This is a genomic window from Klebsiella sp. MS 92-3, from assembly GCF_000195655.1.
Classification (GTDB): domain Bacteria; phylum Pseudomonadota; class Gammaproteobacteria; order Enterobacterales; family Enterobacteriaceae; genus Klebsiella; species Klebsiella pneumoniae.
The window spans coordinates 20407-35887 of sequence record NZ_GL882864.1; the positions used below are offsets into that span (position 1 = coordinate 20407).

The following is a 15481-nucleotide window of genomic DNA, read 5'->3' on the forward strand; positions in this document are numbered from 1 at the left end:
CTGCGCGCTGCTGGATAAACCCGCCGCTGAGCTGGCGAAAGCTTTTGCCGGCGCCAGCTTAAGGCGCCCACGGTGCGCCTATTTAAGCGGCTCGACGGCGCGCGTGCTGTGGGATCCGCAGCGGATCGCCGACGATCTGGCGATGAACATGGCGCGCCCGGTCCACTGGCAGGAGGCGATGGTCGCCGCCGATGAGCGCGATGCGCGCTTAGCCATTGAGATGCCCCCCGGCGGGGTGCTCACCTGCCTGACCCGCCAGGCGGGCTGGCGCGGGGAGACCATTGCGCTGGAGCGCAGCGGCGTGGACGTCGCCCGCCATCTGGCGCAGCGGCTTAGCGATTAAGACTGCGGGCGTACATCCGCCCTTCCGCCGCCAGCGCCAGCAGGTCGGCATCGCGCTCGCGGTGGTGCGAATAGACGATAGAGATCAGCTGGCGCATCTGGTAGGGTTCCGCCAGCTTTAGCAGCTGTACATCCTTCTCATACACTTTCTTCATCCGCCCCGGCAGCAGCGCAAACCCGACGCCAGCCTGCACCAGGCTAATCATCGAGAAAATATCATTCACCCGGGTGACGATCTCCGGCTCGAAGCCGGCGATGTGGAATGCTTCCCGGAATCCGGCATAGGTGGCGAACCCCTCCGCCAGCGAAACAAACTTGCGGTCGGCGTAATCGCGCAGATCGGCGAGCCGTGAGGCATCCAGCCGTTCGGTCGCCGGGGCGGCGAGAAAAATATCGTCCTCAAACAGCGGCACCACGTCGAAAGCGGTATTATTGAACTCCCCTTCGTTGGTGGCGATCAGGATGGCATCGAGGGCATCGTCTTCCAGCATATCCAGTAGCATCTGATTTGAACCCATCGTCAGGTCCAGCTCCAGCTCCGGGCGACGCAGCTTCATCCCCATAATGATGCGCGGAACGGTTTCCAGGGTCAGAGAATAGAGGGTACCGATGCGCAACCGCCCCTGACCGACGCCTGCAACCTTGCGCGTCGCCTCGAGCCCGCGGTTCATCAGACTTATCACATCCTGGCAGTATTCAAGCAGCGTCCACGCCGCCTGCAGCGGCAGCAGGTTGCGCCCTTTGTGGACAAACAGCGGGCAGCCCACCCCCTCTTCCAGGGTATGCAGCGCGCGGTGAACGCTGACGCTGCTGAGTTTCATCGCTTCGGCGGTTCTGGCGATATTACCTTTCGCCATAAACATCATAAAGACCGACAGCTTGCGGAAGGTGATCTCTTGGTTAATATCGTCTTTCATAGCCCTTCCACACTCCTGGTTTAATTTTCTTTTACAAATTCAAGCCAGTATAACAATAACCACGAAAACTATTTTGATTGCGACCACTATTGTCGACCGCTGCCACCAGCAACCAAAAAAATCACGTATCACCTTGTGAATTTAATCAGTTGTCCGCCGATCATCGGACCGCAATCGGCGTAATCACTTTCACGATACGCAGATATGGGCAAAAAAACGCGCGCTCTCGCCCGCACCAGCCTTAACACGGAGCAGGTGCCCAGTGCCTGTAAAACACGACAGCCGGTCGCTTATCGGGCCCATACCAGCTGTACGTACGCAAAACCATCAGAAATCCGGTGATAATGAGATCGGCTTCGCCGACAATTGCGTGGCCAACATCGGCATTACTGGCAAGGAGATATCAATAGATACTAAGGTGAAGACTATCAGGCCGCTCAAAATCAAGTTAAAGATAATCTTTTAATAAGGTTGACCTTAATTTTCGTCCCGGACAGGCGGTTATGTAAATAACGAAAATAATGAGGTTGAGCCTTTCCCGGAAACGACTGCTTCAGACATTGTACAGTACCATCAAAAACGGGGATGTGGGTTGGGTATGAATGTTGTATGATGCCGGCAAGGATAGCCGCTTAAACATTGAGGGATTAATGATGGCAGTTTACAAGCTTAGTACACGAATAAGATCTAATGTTCCAACAGATTCTTTGCTTTATGACCTGTGTATTTATCGTATGGACTCTCGCAGGAATAAATATTCCCTGATAGATGTGAAGCAACAGCCATTTTCTGGAACTTATGAAACACAAACTCACATGACAGGAAATGTAGATGAGTCACTCTCGACAATTTATATTATGGAAATGAATCTTTACCGCAAAACCATGTTGCATACGGTCTGTGTGACCCCCGTTCCATTCACTAAAATGTACACACTTGAAGCCTTTGCATCAGGCAACGCCTGGTCTTCGGTAAAGCGAGAGAACCTCTGTTATTTTGAGACAAAAGGCACAATGAAGCCTGCAAGCGAGGGTGGGGAAACAAAGGAGATAAGAATTACTATTCCTGAACGTCCATTTATTGCGCGAGAGTATCCCATAGGTTCACCGCAAGATCCGTTTAAAAAAAAGAAGATAGAATCAGAAATTCAGGACAGATTCTATAATCTCTCATATCCTTCTCAGTCCGGAGCGAGCGTGTGCGGCCCTGCTGCATTCTTTTACTGTCTGCAACAAGACCGTCCTGATGTATATGCCCAGGCCGCCAGGGAACTGTGGCGATATGGAAAAACTAAAATAGGCGCACTGACAATCTCACCAGGAGAGGGATGTAGACATCCAACGGGTATGTTTTTTACCAGTGATGGGCAGCCAAGAATATTAGGACTAGACTGGATAACGCTTGCTGGCCTGAGGGATTCAGAGAATGCAGCGCTGAGCTTCGATGCTCTCGATTCTCCAGTGGCAGGTATCACCATGTGGCCCACACTAGCGGAATGGTTTGAAAAAGCAGGTTATGAAATGGTCTTTAGTAATGTAGGAATCACTCAAGCTGGTGTCCAAGGAATCCGAGATTTAAATAGGTATGTAGCGCAAGGCTTTAAAGTCGTCACATTAATAAATGACGGACTGCTCGAAGGCAGTACAAATAACACAACGTTACCTACACACTGGGTTGTATGGGATAGTTCTGTAACACAAGACGATAATGGATATGTTAATTTAAAATTATTTTCTTGGGGCCGTTCAACTTACTGGATAAAAAAGGGAAAAGATGTGCGTTTTTTTTCTCAACAGATTCTTTGGGGGAATGGTTTTCAAGCCATTGAAGTGATTATGAAAAAATTGAGCGTTGTATGTATTACCTCTTTATTGTCAGCTTGTGTTTTACATGCTGACGTTACTCCATATGGTAGCTCACTTGCTGATGCAGCAGTTGGGAAAGCTTATTCCAGTGAAATAATAATAAAGGGAGGCGCCGTATCAGCTTTAGATGAAAACGGGAAGGAAAGATTTGTAGGTGAAATAACCCCATCCGACACCGGATTAACTTTGAGTTATTGTAATGATTCTCCTGCGCATAATTGTGTCAGGGTGCAGGGAGTACCCGTAAAACATGGGATCGTCACCATACGAATATCAGGCGGACTGTTTGGTACAAATGTAGCGACAGGCGGAGAATTTGATAAAACCTATACGATTAGGATTAAGAATTCAGAAGATTCTTCTTAAGATATTTTATGAGGTGCTGTTGCCATCATGCATCAAAATACCTTGCCCCCAGGTAATTAACAAAATAACCAGGAAGTTCAATAATTATCGAAATCCAAACTGATGCCAGTCGCAAAGGGAAGACCATGGTCTTCCCTTTTGTTCACTGTCGAGTTTGCTTTTACAGCGCCATATCGTGCTGCGGCGAGGCCTCGCGCGGCGTCTCTGCCGGCTTGGCGGTCGCGGTAGGCGCAGCCGCTGGCATCTGGATCACCGGCGGTTTCGTCAGCTGCAGGGTCGCAGCGGTGTCATCCCAAACCTGCTGGGTCAGCGCCACGTTACCGTTCAGCTTCTGGCCGTAGCTCGGCACAATAGCGTGAATGCGGCTCTGCCACTCCGGCGAGTTAAACTGCTGCGGGAACATCTGCTTGAGCACGTTCAGGGTGATCGGCGCGGCGGTGGAAGCCCCCGGCGAAGCGCCGAGCAGCGCGGAAATGGTTTTCTGCTGATCGACCACCACTTCGGTACCGAGCTTCAGCACGCCGCCCTTCTCTGCGTCTTTCTTGATGATCTGTACGCGCTGGCCGGCCTGGATCAGTTTCCAGTCTTCTTTACGCGCGTCCGGGTAGTACTCTTTCAGCGCAGCGAAACGGTCATCATCGCTGAGCATCACCTGGCTAACCAGGTATTTCACCAGATCGAAGTTGTCGAGACCGACGTGGGTCATCGGCAGCACGTTATTGGTGGTGGTAGTGCTGAGCAGATCGAAGAACGAACCATTTTTCAGGAACTTGGTCGAGAAGGTGGCGAATGGCCCAAACAGCACCACGCGCTTACCGTCGAGGTAACGTGCATCAAGGTGCGGCACCGACATCGGCGGCGCGCCGACTGAAGCCTGGCCATACACTTTCTCCAGATGCTGCGCGGTGACCGCCGGGTTCTCGGTCATCAGGAACGAGCCCCCCACCGGGAAGCCGGCATAGTTATCCGCTTCCGGAATACCGGTTTTCTGCAGCAGCTTCAACGCGCCGCCGCCGGCACCGATAAAGACGTATTTGGCGTCAATAGTCTGCGCTTCCCCGCTCTGCACATTCTTAATCGTTACGTGCCAGGAGTTGTCGGCATTACGTTTGAAATCCGTTACCTCAGAGGAGGTCTGCAGGGTGAAGTGGTTATTTTTCTTCAGGCTGCCGATCAGCTGGCGAGTGATTTCGCCGTAGTTGACATCGGTACCCACCGGCGTCCAGGTGGCTGCCACTTTCTGCTGCGGATCGCGGCCTTCCATCACCAGCGGCGCCCACTGTTTAATTTGCGCGTGATCGGTGGAGAATTTCATCCCCTGGAATAAGGTGGTCTGCTGCAGCGCGTTATAACGCTTCTGCAGATAATCCACATTATCACCCCAGACGAAGCTCATATGCGGCGTGGAATTAATAAACGAGTGCGGATCGTGCAAAATACCGCGTTTCACCTGTGCCGACCAGAACTGACGGGAAATCATAAACTGCTCGTTAATATCGAGCGCTTTGCTGACGTCAATCGACCCGTCCGCCCGCTCCGGCGTATAGTTCAGCTCCATATTCGCCGAGTGGCCAGTACCGGCATTATTCCAGCCGTTGGAAGACTCCAGCGCCACGCCGTCCAGTTTCTCCACCATGGTCAGATCCCAGTCCGGCTGCAGCGCCTGAAGCCAGGTGCCGAGCGAGGCGCTCATGATCCCGCCGCCAATCAGCAGGAAGTCGGTTTTTTTCGAGGTATCCGCTTCAGCATGCGTCGCCGCGCTGACGAACATCGCTAATGCGGTTAAGGAAATAATCGTTTTTTTCATTGCAGGCATAATAGAATTATCACGTAGCACACGGTCATAAGAGGCAGCATATTAACGCACTTTTACTTTATTTTAAAATATCATTTACACTCTCGCATTTTAAACCAAACAGTTATTTAACTTAAAAAATCAATTTTAAAAACAGAGCGAAGACGGATAAAAAAAATAAGGTCGAAAATTCAATATCTATTGCCGGGTAAAATAAAAGATAAGAATTTCTTTAATTACAAAAGTCCAGGCGCGCATGCTCATCGCGCGCCTGGCAGAGAAGGGATTACTGGGCGGGAGTGACAGCGCTACGCTGGGCTTCACGCAGGGCGAGACGCAGATGATCGTGATGTTTGGTTAGCAGCTCCCGCGCGTGCCAGGCGTCAAGCCCGCTGAGCAGCATCAGGATCGCGGTGCGGCAGTGCTGATGACAGCTGGCCAGGGCGGCCTTTGCTTCACTGCGCGTGCAATCGGTGGCCGCCATCACAATCGCTATCTGCCGCTCCGCCCAGTGCGAATTGTCAGCCTGCACGTCCACCCGCAAATTGCTGTACACCCGACCGTCACGGATGGCGAGTCCGGTTGTCAGCATATTGACGATCTGCCTCTGGGCCAACTGAGCCTTCGGATTGGCTAACCCCGCCACCGCCTCCGGCCCGGTCTGCGGAGCAATAATGATATCCGCCAGCTGCGCCGCCTCGCTGGTCGGCTGCTGGGTGATGACCGCTATCGGGGCGCCCAGCGACCAGGCGTGGCGCATTGCCCCCCACACCCATGGCGTCTTGCCGCTGACGGTCAGCGCCAGCAGCATATCGCGGTTGCTGAAGTCCAGCGACTGCAGCTCAAAGGCGCCCAGGTCATAATTATTCGCCGCAGTCTCCCGCTCGGCCATCGCCGCCGTCTGCCCACCGGCAATCAGCCCCATCAGCGCGTGTTTACCTTCCGGCGAATAGTCGCTGACCGCCTCAATGGCCGTCCGGCCCGAAGCGCCGGCGCCAATAATGACCAGGCGCCCTCCCCGGCTTATCGTCGCGGTGGCGATATCAATCAGCCGGGCGATATCCGGCAGACAGGCGCCGACCGCCTCCGATATCTGCTTATCATCCTGATGCAGCATCGCCAGCATATCGGCGGTGGCGAGGCGATCGATGTGGGTGGTCTCCGGGTGACGACGAGCCTGCATTGACGCGGTTAGCGAACTGCTCATAACAACCTCCATTTACGACAGAAAAAGCGCATCTCGGCAAAATCAGCGGCCTGATGCATATCCTTATATTCATCAGGACTATTTAACCTCTGCCGCCACTATAAGTGGAATGTTCTGCGCTTTACCGCCGTCGGGGTCACAGTTTACCGTCCCCAACGCGCGTTTACGGGTGATTGTCGGTTATCTGAGCAATTCTGTCTGAGGTCTCATCTTCACCACCCGCCTGCATAGCCAGCCAGAAGGATTGCTGGCAAAGGTTATAAAACTGTTTGCGCATCGGGTTGATCTCCTGGCCGGCGGCGTCGATAACCTGCCAGTCAATCCAGCACTCCGGGCAGGATGCGCTATCCTGCTGCGCGATCTCGAGCTCATAGCGGCGCTGGATCACCACCCCGCTGCGATGCCGCCAGCGGGCGATCTCCCACTCTGCTTCCGCTTCATTATCCTGTTCACGATGCTGCGCCAGTCGTTCAACGTGCCGCTGCCGGAGGATATCCCGGACCAGAGAAGCCAGTTCCATAGTGTCTCCCTTAAGCCTGTGGCGAAAAGCCGCAGTGTACCGCGCGCTGGAGGAGTCTGCCGTAGCAAAAGCGGCCTTTTGCTTTGATTACACGGCTTTATGTATGCCGCGCTATCGGCGATAATAATCTTTCACTGAATCTACCCGGGGTCGTCATGAAGGCTTCAGAGCACCCGCCTCGCGTTTGCCAACGCGCCTTACCGTTAAAGCTGAGCACCGCCGTGTCCTTGATGATCGGCAGCGTCATCGGCGCCGTGCTGCTGCTGGTGTATGCCTTGTGGTATATGCAGATCAGCAACGCCACCCGCGACGGTCTGAAAGAGACCGCGCTGGCGGTGGCGCGCACCATGGCCGATATGCCGCAGGTGAAGCGCGGACTGGAGGCGCCCCCGCAGCAGCAGATCATTCAGCCGCTGGCGCAGGCCATTACCCGCCGCAACGACCTGTTGTACGCTATCGTTACCGATATGCAGGGTATTCGCTATTCGCATCCGGACAGCTCAATCATCGGCAAACCGTTCATCGGCCACGATATTCAGCCGACGCTGCAGGGAAAAGAGAATGTCGCCATCAACCACGGGGTGCTGGCCCCGGCGCTACGGGTGTTTACGCCGGTGTTCAACGAACGGCATCAGCAAATCGGCGTGGTGGTGGTCGGCATTTCACTGAGTAAAGTGGACGAACAGATCGCCAACAGCCGTTGGGACGTGCTGCTGACCATCCTGTTCAGCGCGCTGGTCTGCGCGCTGGGCACCTGGAGCCTGGTTCGCGGCCTGAAGCGCGTGCTGCTGGGGCTGGAGCCGCACGAAATATCCACCCAGTTTCAGCAGCGTCAGGCCATGCTTCACGCCCTCAAGGAGGGGGTGGTGGCGGTCGATGCCCATGGCGAGGTAAATCTCATCAACCCCGCGGCGGAAGAGATCCTCTTTTCCGGCCCGGATAAGACTCTCGTTCACAGCCCCCTGCTCGACGATCTGCAGACCGTACTGCAGAGCGGCGAGCCAATGTTCGACCGCGAACTGGGGTGCAATGGTCTGCTGCTGATCGGCAATACAGTGCCCATTCGCAGCCAGGGTGCGGTGGTCGGCGCCATCTGTACCTTCCGTGATAAAACTGAGGTCAGCCAATTGCTGCAGCGACTGGACGGCATGATGAGCTATGTGGATGCCCTGCGCACCACCTCCCATGAGTTTATGAATAAATTGCACGTGATCCTCGGTCTGCTGAATATGAAAAGCTACGGCAAACTCGAGGAATACGTGCTGCAGACCGCCCACCGCTACCAGGCGGACATCGGCGACATTCAGCACCGCATTAAATCCCCGGTGGTGGCCGGCTTCCTGATAAGTAAAATTCAGCGCGCCACAGAGTGCGGCTTTACCCTGACGCTGGCGGAGGAGAGCCTGGTGCCGGATTGTCCAAACGAGAAACAGGTCACGGTGCTGGTGACGGTGCTGGGCAATCTTATTGAGAACGCGCTGGACGCCATGTGCGGCCAGGCGGAGGGTGAGATCGGCCTGCTGCTGCACTACCAGGACGGCTGGCTAAGCGGTGAAGTGAGCGACGATGGGCCGGGGATCCCGGAGAACAACATCGACGCTATCTTTAACAAAGGCTTCTCCACCAAAGGCGAGAATCGCGGCGTCGGGCTGTTTCTTGCCAACCAGCAGTTGCGCGAGCTCGGCGGCACCCTCGCCGTCGAATCGGAACCCGGCGTATTTACCCAATTTTTTGTTCATCTCCCCTGGGATAGTAAAAGGAAACCTGCGTGATAAATGTTTTAATTGTTGACGATGATGCCATGGTGGCCGAACTGAATCGCCTGTACGTGGCAAGGGTTCCCGGCTTTCGTTGCAGCGGGAGCGCTTCGACGCTCAGTCAGGCCCAGGAGATGATTAACGATCCGCAGCAGGAGATCGATCTGGTGCTGCTGGATGTCTACATGCAGCAGGACAGCGGGCTCGATCTCCTGCCGACCATCCGCGAGTCGGGGCGCGCCATCGACGTTATCATGATTACCTCGGCGGCGGATGCCGCCACGGTACAGACCGCGATGCATTACGGGGTGGTCGATTACCTGATCAAACCCTTCCAGTTTCCGCGCTTTGAAGAGGCGCTCACCACCTGGCGGGAGAAGCGCAAGCTAATAACCGGCCAGCCCTATTACGAACAGGCCGATGTCGACCGCCTGCTGCACGGCGGCGCGCCGGAGGCCAGCGACGCGCGCAAGCTGCCTAAAGGGTTAACCGCGCAAACGCTGCGCACACTCTGCCAGTGGATTGACGCCCATCCGGATGTCGAATTCTCTACCGATGAGCTGGCGGCGGCGGTGAATATCTCCCGCGTTTCCTGCCGCAAATATCTGATTTGGCTGGCGCAGATCAATATTCTCTATACCACTATCCACTACGGCGCTACCGGGCGGCCGGTCTATCGCTACCGCCTGGTCGCCGAACAGTACAGTTTGCTTAAGCAGTACAGTCAATAACCCGATAGCCGCTGTCCAGCGGCGCAAAACGCAGCCGCTGCGGCGATGAGAGAATAATGTCGCGATTTTTGGTAACGAAAATCGCGTCGATATCCTGCCGCTGACGCAGCGCTGCGCAGCCCTTCTCCACGCCGAGGCCGAACAGCAGCGTGGTCCAGATGTCGCCGTCTAAAGAATCCGCGGAAATGACCGTCACGCTGTCGAGTTCGTTGTCCAGCGGATAACCGCTGCGCGGGTCGAGAATATGGTGCCAGCGTTTGCCATCCTGTTCGAAATAGCGCTCGTAGGTCCCGGAGGTGACTACCGATTGCCCGTTGACCGTCAGGGAACCGATCAGCGCCTGCGCGTCGGCAAATGGTTTTTTCAGGCCAATGGCCCATTCGCCGAGGGTATGCACATTGCCGCCGAGGTTGATCAGCGCCTTCTCCACCTGCTGCTGACGGAGATAATCGCGCACGCGGTCAGCGATATAACCTTTGGCGATCGCCCCGAGATCCAGCTCCATCCCCGGCTGTTGGAGAAACACGCTGCAGGTTGCCTCATCGAGGATCACCTCCTGTGGGCGGGTCAGCGCCAGTCGGGCTCTGATATCAGCCGCGTCAGGCACGCTGTGCCCGTGAAAACCAATTCGCCACAGCTTCACCAGCGGGCCGATGGCGAGGTTAAAGGCGCTGTCGCGCACCATGCTGGCGGCTTTGGCGCACTGGATCAGCTGAAAGACCGGTCGGCTGACGGTGACCGGATGACGCCCGGCGGCATGGTTGATATCCATCACCTGCGACTCGGCGCGGTTAACGGTAAGCAGGTCTTCGTAGCGCTTGATAAGCTGGAAAACGCGGGAGGCCATCGCCTCATCGTGGGAACAGAGTTTGAGCAGGATGGGCGAGCCCATCAACACGGCGGAGTAGCTATAGACGCGGTTATCGGACATCGGGCTCTCCTTAGAAGGGGCAAGCCGGGCGGTGAAAGCGCCAACCCGGCAGGAGCAAGGTTACAGGTTATCCTCTGGCACGTTTCGCCGCCTGATGGCCCGCGAGGGTACCGAAGATAATGATATCCGCCACCGCATTACCGCCGATACGGTTGCCGCCGTGGATCCCGCCCACCACTTCACCGGCGGCGTAGGCGCCGCGAATCGGCTGCTGCGCCACATTCAGCACTTCGCCATCGGTATTAATGGTCACGCCGCCCATGGTGTGGTGCACGCCGGGGGCGATGCGAATGGCGTGGAACGGGCCTTCGTTAATCGGCGCGCGTAGCGCGGTGGTCCGGCCAAACTGTTCATCATGCTGTTTTTCCACCGCCCCGTTATAGCACTCGAGGGTGGCGAGGAAGGCATGGTAATCCATCCCCAGTTTCTCCGCCAGTTCCCGCGGTGAGCTGGCGCTGGTGACGAAGCCTTTGGCGATGTACTCGTCGGCAGCTTTGTTTTTCGCCCGCACATGCTCGTCGAAGACGATGTAAGCATAGTGTTCCGGCAGAGCGATAATCGCCGCCGAGACTTTATCGCGGGTCTCCATCTCGTTGAAGAAGCGGTTCCCCTGCTGGTTAACGAGAATAGCGCCGCCGCCGCGAATCGATTCGGAAATCAGATACGAGGTCTGCTGCTCGACGGTCGGGTGAATCTGAATTTCGCCCATGTCCACGGTGCCGGCGCCGATGCGTTCCAGCAACGCGATACCGCTCCCGGTAGCCCCTTTGTGGTTAGTGGTGACGAAGCCTTCAAGGTCAGGACGATACTTCACGACCATCGCGCTGTTAGCGCTGAAGCCGCCGGTGGCCACTACGATGCTTTTGGTCTGTACTTCAATGACCTCTTTTTCGTCGTTGATCAGACGTACACCGCTAACCTCATCCCCGCGCATCAGGATCTCTTCCACCGAGGTATCCAGCAGGACGTCAATACCGCGTTTGGTGATGTTGCGCACCAGGCCGCTAATCAGATAGCCGCCGACCGCTGACCCGTCGCGCGGACGGTGGGTACGGTCAATGCTCATCCCACCGGTGGTGGTAATATCGTTGAGCATAATGCCCCGGTCCGCCAGCCACTCAATGGCTTGCGGCGCGTTTTCAACGAAACGGCGCAGCAGCTGCGGGTTGTTTTTGTTGTGGCCGCCCTTCAGGGTTTCCTGATAGAACAGCTCTTTACTGTCTTCGATACCTTTCACGCGCTGGAAGCGGGTTTCCGCGGCGTTCATCCCGGCGGAAGCCTTGATGGTGTTCCCGCCGATGGTTGGCATTTTTTCAACGATCAGCACGCTGGCCCCTTCGTCGTGGGCCTGAATGGCTGCCGCCAGACCGGCGCCGCCGCTGCCGACTACCACCACATCATAGCTTTTCGGCGCGACGTCATTGCCGCCCTCTTCCGCCGCCAGCGCTTTACTCGATTTCAGCATCGCTTTGGCGACCGCTTTTTTCACCGCCTCGCTCTGGCTGGTGGCCCCGGAAATGGCATCGACGTGCGGGGTATTGGCGGTGAGAATACGTTCGCGGATCTCTTCGAAGCTGGTGGTGAATTCCACGGTCTGGACCGGGCTCGCCGCCAGTTCGATATCGGCAATATGGTCATTTTCGAGGCTGACGTTGATCACCAGCTCATTGGCGTCATCGTGGACGGTCTCAACAAACATCCCCGGTTTAAATTTGGCGTCGCCCATGCTCATGTCGCGGATCATCGCTTCCACCAGCGAGAAACGCCATAGCGGTTCCGGAATGTGCAGCGCTTCACGCTGGGTGCTGTCGATAAACAGCTCCAGCTCTTCGCCGGCTGCGATACGTGACGCCCAGTCCGGATAGGCGATGCAGGCGCGGCCTACCGCAATCAGGTCATAGCCGTGATCGAGGCCCTGCTCGGCATCGGCGGCGTTCACCACCCCGCCGACGCCCATCACCGGCACCTGGGCGAGGGTGTCAGAGCGCATCGCACAGTATTTCTCGATCAGCGGCGTCGGATCGCTGGTATCGACGATAGACGGACGCAGGGTCGCGCCCACCGAGAAGTGCAGATAATCGACACCGCGGGCGGCCAGCTTTTCCAGCAGATACATGGTGTCGTCAAAGCGGATCCCCGGGACCTCCATCTCCTCCGGCGAGAAGCGATAGCCGATGATAAAGGCATCGTCGACGTACTGGCGGGCCATTTTGTGGGTAATATCCAGCACCGCCAGTGGGAAACGGGCGCGGTTGTCGCGGCTACCGCCCCACTCGTCATCGCGCTGGTTGGAGTTCGGCGAATAGAACTGCTGAATGAGATAGGTGTTGGCGCCGTGAATTTCGACCCCGTCGAAACCGGCGAGAATGGCGCGACGAACGCCGTCGCCAAACTTGGCGATCATCCCTTCCACTTCTTCTCCGCTCAGCGCCCGCGGCATGGCGGCGCCCTCACGCGGCGCGGCAATAGCGCTCGGCGCCACCGGCTGGCGCCCCCCGATCAGCTGCGGGTCGACCATACGGCCGCCGTGGTAAATCTGCAGAATCGCTTTTGAACCCTCGGCTTTGATCGCCTCAGCGATTTTCGCCAGGCCGGCAATTTTTTCATCATTATCAATGCCGATCGCGCCCGGGAAGGCCAGACCGTAGTCATCAATAAAGCAGCACTCGACAATAATGGTACCGATGCTTCCGGCGCGCGCGCGGTAGTACTCCACCAGCTCGCTGGTGACAGTACCATCGAAATAACCGGTGCAGGTGGTCATTGGCGCCATGAGCAAACGGTTTTTCAGCTCGGTACCATTTGGTAAAGTAAATGGCTGCAAAATACGTTCGTTACTGGTCATAAGTTACGCTCCAGATTTTAAAATATTAAAAGCTCAGAATGAGGTGACGGAATCATTAATGGTTTTGGTTTTTTAATTCCTGTTGTCATGCCAATAATATAGCGCGTTTTTTAATTACTAAACCAATTACGTTAGTTATAAAACTATTTAACCCCAGCAATAACATCGCTACCTCTATTGTATTATTAAAATAATAAATAGCATTTACATAATACAAATGCATGATAACAATTAGGATACTTTTGTTAACATAAACAATGACAAGAAAAACCGCAAAAATACAATAAAATCATAAAGATAATAAAACATAAAATAATTTCAGCATTTATTGTTCATTTTTCTTTTAACATCTATCGATATTTTCGCCAAAATAACACCTCATCATATAGGGTTATACTGATAATAAAAAAAATAGTGAAATCACCGGCTTTTATTGATCTTGATCAATTGCAACGGCCATTGAAAGCGCAATATATAAATAACCAACAAATTTAATTTAACGCCTCATAAAACGCGTTAAATAAGCGCCCTGTCGATACTCAAAAACGCAAAATAAAAACTAAAGTAACTTTTGTAATTAAAGAAACCACTGAGCAAGACGCTGGCGTAAACGTTATTTTCAACAACTTGCAGATACTCATTATGAAAGAGAAAAAGACAACCATACCGCCTGCCGGTGCAGTCAAGCCAACGACTGCGAATAAAAAACCTCTCCTGATGATGGCGCTGCCGATTATCGTTGCCGTGCTGTTATTGTTCGTCCCGGTCCCCGAAGGCCTGCCGCCGTACGCCTGGCACTACTTCGCTATCTTTGTCGGGGTGATCGTCGGGTTGATTTTTGAACCGCTGCCCGGCGCCGTTATCGGTATCACCGGCGTGGTAGTTATTGCCCTGTGCAGCCAGTGGCTGCTGTTCAGCCCGGATCAGATGGCCGCGCCAGGCTTCAAAATGGCTGGCGCCTCCTTTAAGTGGGCGGTGAGCGGCTTCGGCAACTCCACCGTGTGGCTTATCTTCGGCGCGTTCATGTTCGCCGCCGGCTACGATAAAACGCAGTTCGGCCGCCGCCTGGCGCTGATTCTGGTGAAATATCTTGGCCGTCGCAGCCTGACGCTCGGCTACGCCATCACCTTCGCGGATCTGCTGCTGGCGCCGTTTACGCCATCTAACACCGCACGCAGCGGGGGGACTATCTACCCGATTATCGCTAACCTGCCGCCGCTGTACGGTTCAAAGCCAAACGATCCGAGCGCACGTAAAATCGGTTCCTATCTGATGTGGGTAGCGATCACCGCCGCCTGTATTACCAGCTCGATGTTCCTGTCGGCTCTGGCCCCGAACCTGCTGGCCCTGGCGCTGGTCAAAAGCATTGTTGGCATCAATATCTCCTGGGGCACCTGGTTCATCGCCTTCCTGCCGCTGGGTATCCTGCTGATTCTGGCTATGCCGCTGCTGGCCTACTGGTTCTACCCGCCGGAAGTGAAAGTCAATAACGAAGTGCCACTGTGGGCCGCGCGTGAACTGGAAAAACTGGGCAAACTGTCGCGCAATGAAATTCTGCTGCTGGTATTCGTCTGCTTCGCGCTGATGATGTGGATCTTCGCCGCCGACTGGATCGAACCGGCGCTGGCTGCCCTGCTGGTTATCGTGCTGATGCTGTGGACCGGCGTGCTCTCCTGGAGCGATATCACCAACAACAAAGCGGCATGGAACACCTTTGTCTGGTTCGCCACCCTGGTGGCACTGGCCGACGGCCTCTCCTCCACCGGCTTTATCGCCTGGCTGGGTAAAGAGGGCGGCGCGCTGATGAGCGGCATCTCCCCGGGGATGGCGACCATCGTCCTGCTGCTGGCGTTCTACCTGCTGCACTATTTGTTTGCCAGCACCACCGCGCACACCACCGCGCTGCTGCCGGCCATGCTGACCATTGCCTCGACTATCCCGGGAATGAATATGGAAGTGTTTGTCCTGCTGATGGTCACCTCGCTGGGCGTGATGGGGATCATCACCCCGTACGGTACTGGCCCAAGCCCAATCTACTACGGCAGCGGCTACCTGCCGACCAAAGATTACTGGCGCCTCGGCACCATCTTTGGCGCCATCTTCCTGGCCGCCCTGCTGCTGATTGGCTATCCGTGGATGTCCATGATGTTCTGATTCATAACCGCCGGGACTACCCCGGCGGGGGTTTTTTTTTTTTTTTTTTTT

The 15481-nt window shown here is 55.3% G+C and carries 10 protein-coding genes and 1 pseudogene; 5 read left to right on the forward strand and 6 right to left on the reverse strand.

Translation table 11 applies throughout. The features are described from left to right. Positions 1-343 (forward strand): annotated as a pseudogene (locus HMPREF9538_RS33085) (malonate decarboxylase subunit epsilon); the annotation flags it as partial. On the opposite strand, the gene HMPREF9538_RS02440 reads toward HMPREF9538_RS33085, so the two are convergent. After that, positions 333-1259, reverse strand: coding sequence for a LysR substrate-binding domain-containing protein (locus tag HMPREF9538_RS02440; protein WP_009486294.1), 927 nt, complete (start codon positions 1257-1259; stop codon positions 333-335). The pseudogene HMPREF9538_RS33085 and the gene HMPREF9538_RS02440 overlap by 11 nt on opposite strands. Before the next feature lie 602 nt (positions 1260-1861). On the opposite strand from HMPREF9538_RS02440, the gene HMPREF9538_RS30650 reads away from it, so the two are divergent. Next, positions 1862-3490: a hypothetical protein gene (locus HMPREF9538_RS30650; RefSeq protein WP_009486295.1), complete on the forward strand. Its 1629-nt coding sequence runs from the start codon at positions 1862-1864 to the stop codon at positions 3488-3490. A 160-nt stretch (positions 3491-3650) separates the two neighbouring features. Here the strand turns inward: HMPREF9538_RS30650 and mqo are convergent, their stop codons facing one another. From mqo to HMPREF9538_RS02420, 3 genes are all read right to left on the reverse strand, one after another. Further along, complete coding sequence (gene mqo / locus HMPREF9538_RS02430) at positions 3651-5261, reverse strand: malate dehydrogenase (quinone) (RefSeq protein ID WP_076750587.1); 1611 nt, start codon at positions 5259-5261, stop codon at positions 3651-3653. A gap of 310 nt (positions 5262-5571) precedes the next feature. After that, positions 5572-6492: an N-acetylmuramic acid 6-phosphate etherase gene (locus tag HMPREF9538_RS02425; protein ID WP_020317019.1), complete on the reverse strand. Its 921-nt coding sequence runs from the start codon at positions 6490-6492 to the stop codon at positions 5572-5574. Between the two features lie 163 nt (positions 6493-6655). Further along, entirely contained in the window at positions 6656-7012 is a 357-nt protein-coding gene (locus HMPREF9538_RS02420) for a hypothetical protein (protein ID WP_004176301.1), read from the reverse strand. Between the two features lie 155 nt (positions 7013-7167). Between HMPREF9538_RS02420 and HMPREF9538_RS02415 the strand changes: the two genes are divergently transcribed. Beyond that, entirely contained in the window at positions 7168-8784 is a 1617-nt protein-coding gene (locus tag HMPREF9538_RS02415; RefSeq protein WP_009486298.1) for a sensor histidine kinase, read from the forward strand. Then, positions 8781-9500 carry a two-component system response regulator DcuR gene (gene dcuR / locus HMPREF9538_RS02410; RefSeq protein WP_004176303.1) on the forward strand — a complete coding sequence of 240 codons (720 nt, stop codon included), beginning with the start codon at positions 8781-8783 and terminating at the stop codon, positions 9498-9500. The genes HMPREF9538_RS02415 and dcuR overlap by 4 nt, the downstream gene beginning before the upstream one ends. On the opposite strand, the gene HMPREF9538_RS02405 is transcribed toward dcuR, so the two are convergent. After that, positions 9481-10431, reverse strand: coding sequence for an FAD:protein FMN transferase (locus HMPREF9538_RS02405; RefSeq protein ID WP_004179712.1), 951 nt, complete (start codon positions 10429-10431; stop codon positions 9481-9483). The two genes, dcuR and HMPREF9538_RS02405, sit on opposite strands and share 20 nt — an antisense overlap. Positions 10432-10498: 67 nt before the next feature. Further along, the gene (locus HMPREF9538_RS02400; RefSeq protein WP_009486299.1) at positions 10499-13276 is read right to left on the reverse strand and encodes a flavocytochrome c; all 2778 of its coding nucleotides are present in this window, start codon (positions 13274-13276) and stop codon (positions 10499-10501) included. A gap of 642 nt (positions 13277-13918) precedes the next feature. Here HMPREF9538_RS02400 and HMPREF9538_RS02390 point away from each other — a divergent pair. Then, positions 13919-15430, forward strand: coding sequence for an anion permease (locus HMPREF9538_RS02390; RefSeq protein ID WP_004148278.1), 1512 nt, complete (start codon positions 13919-13921; stop codon positions 15428-15430). The last annotated feature ends 51 nt before the right edge of the window (positions 15431-15481 follow it).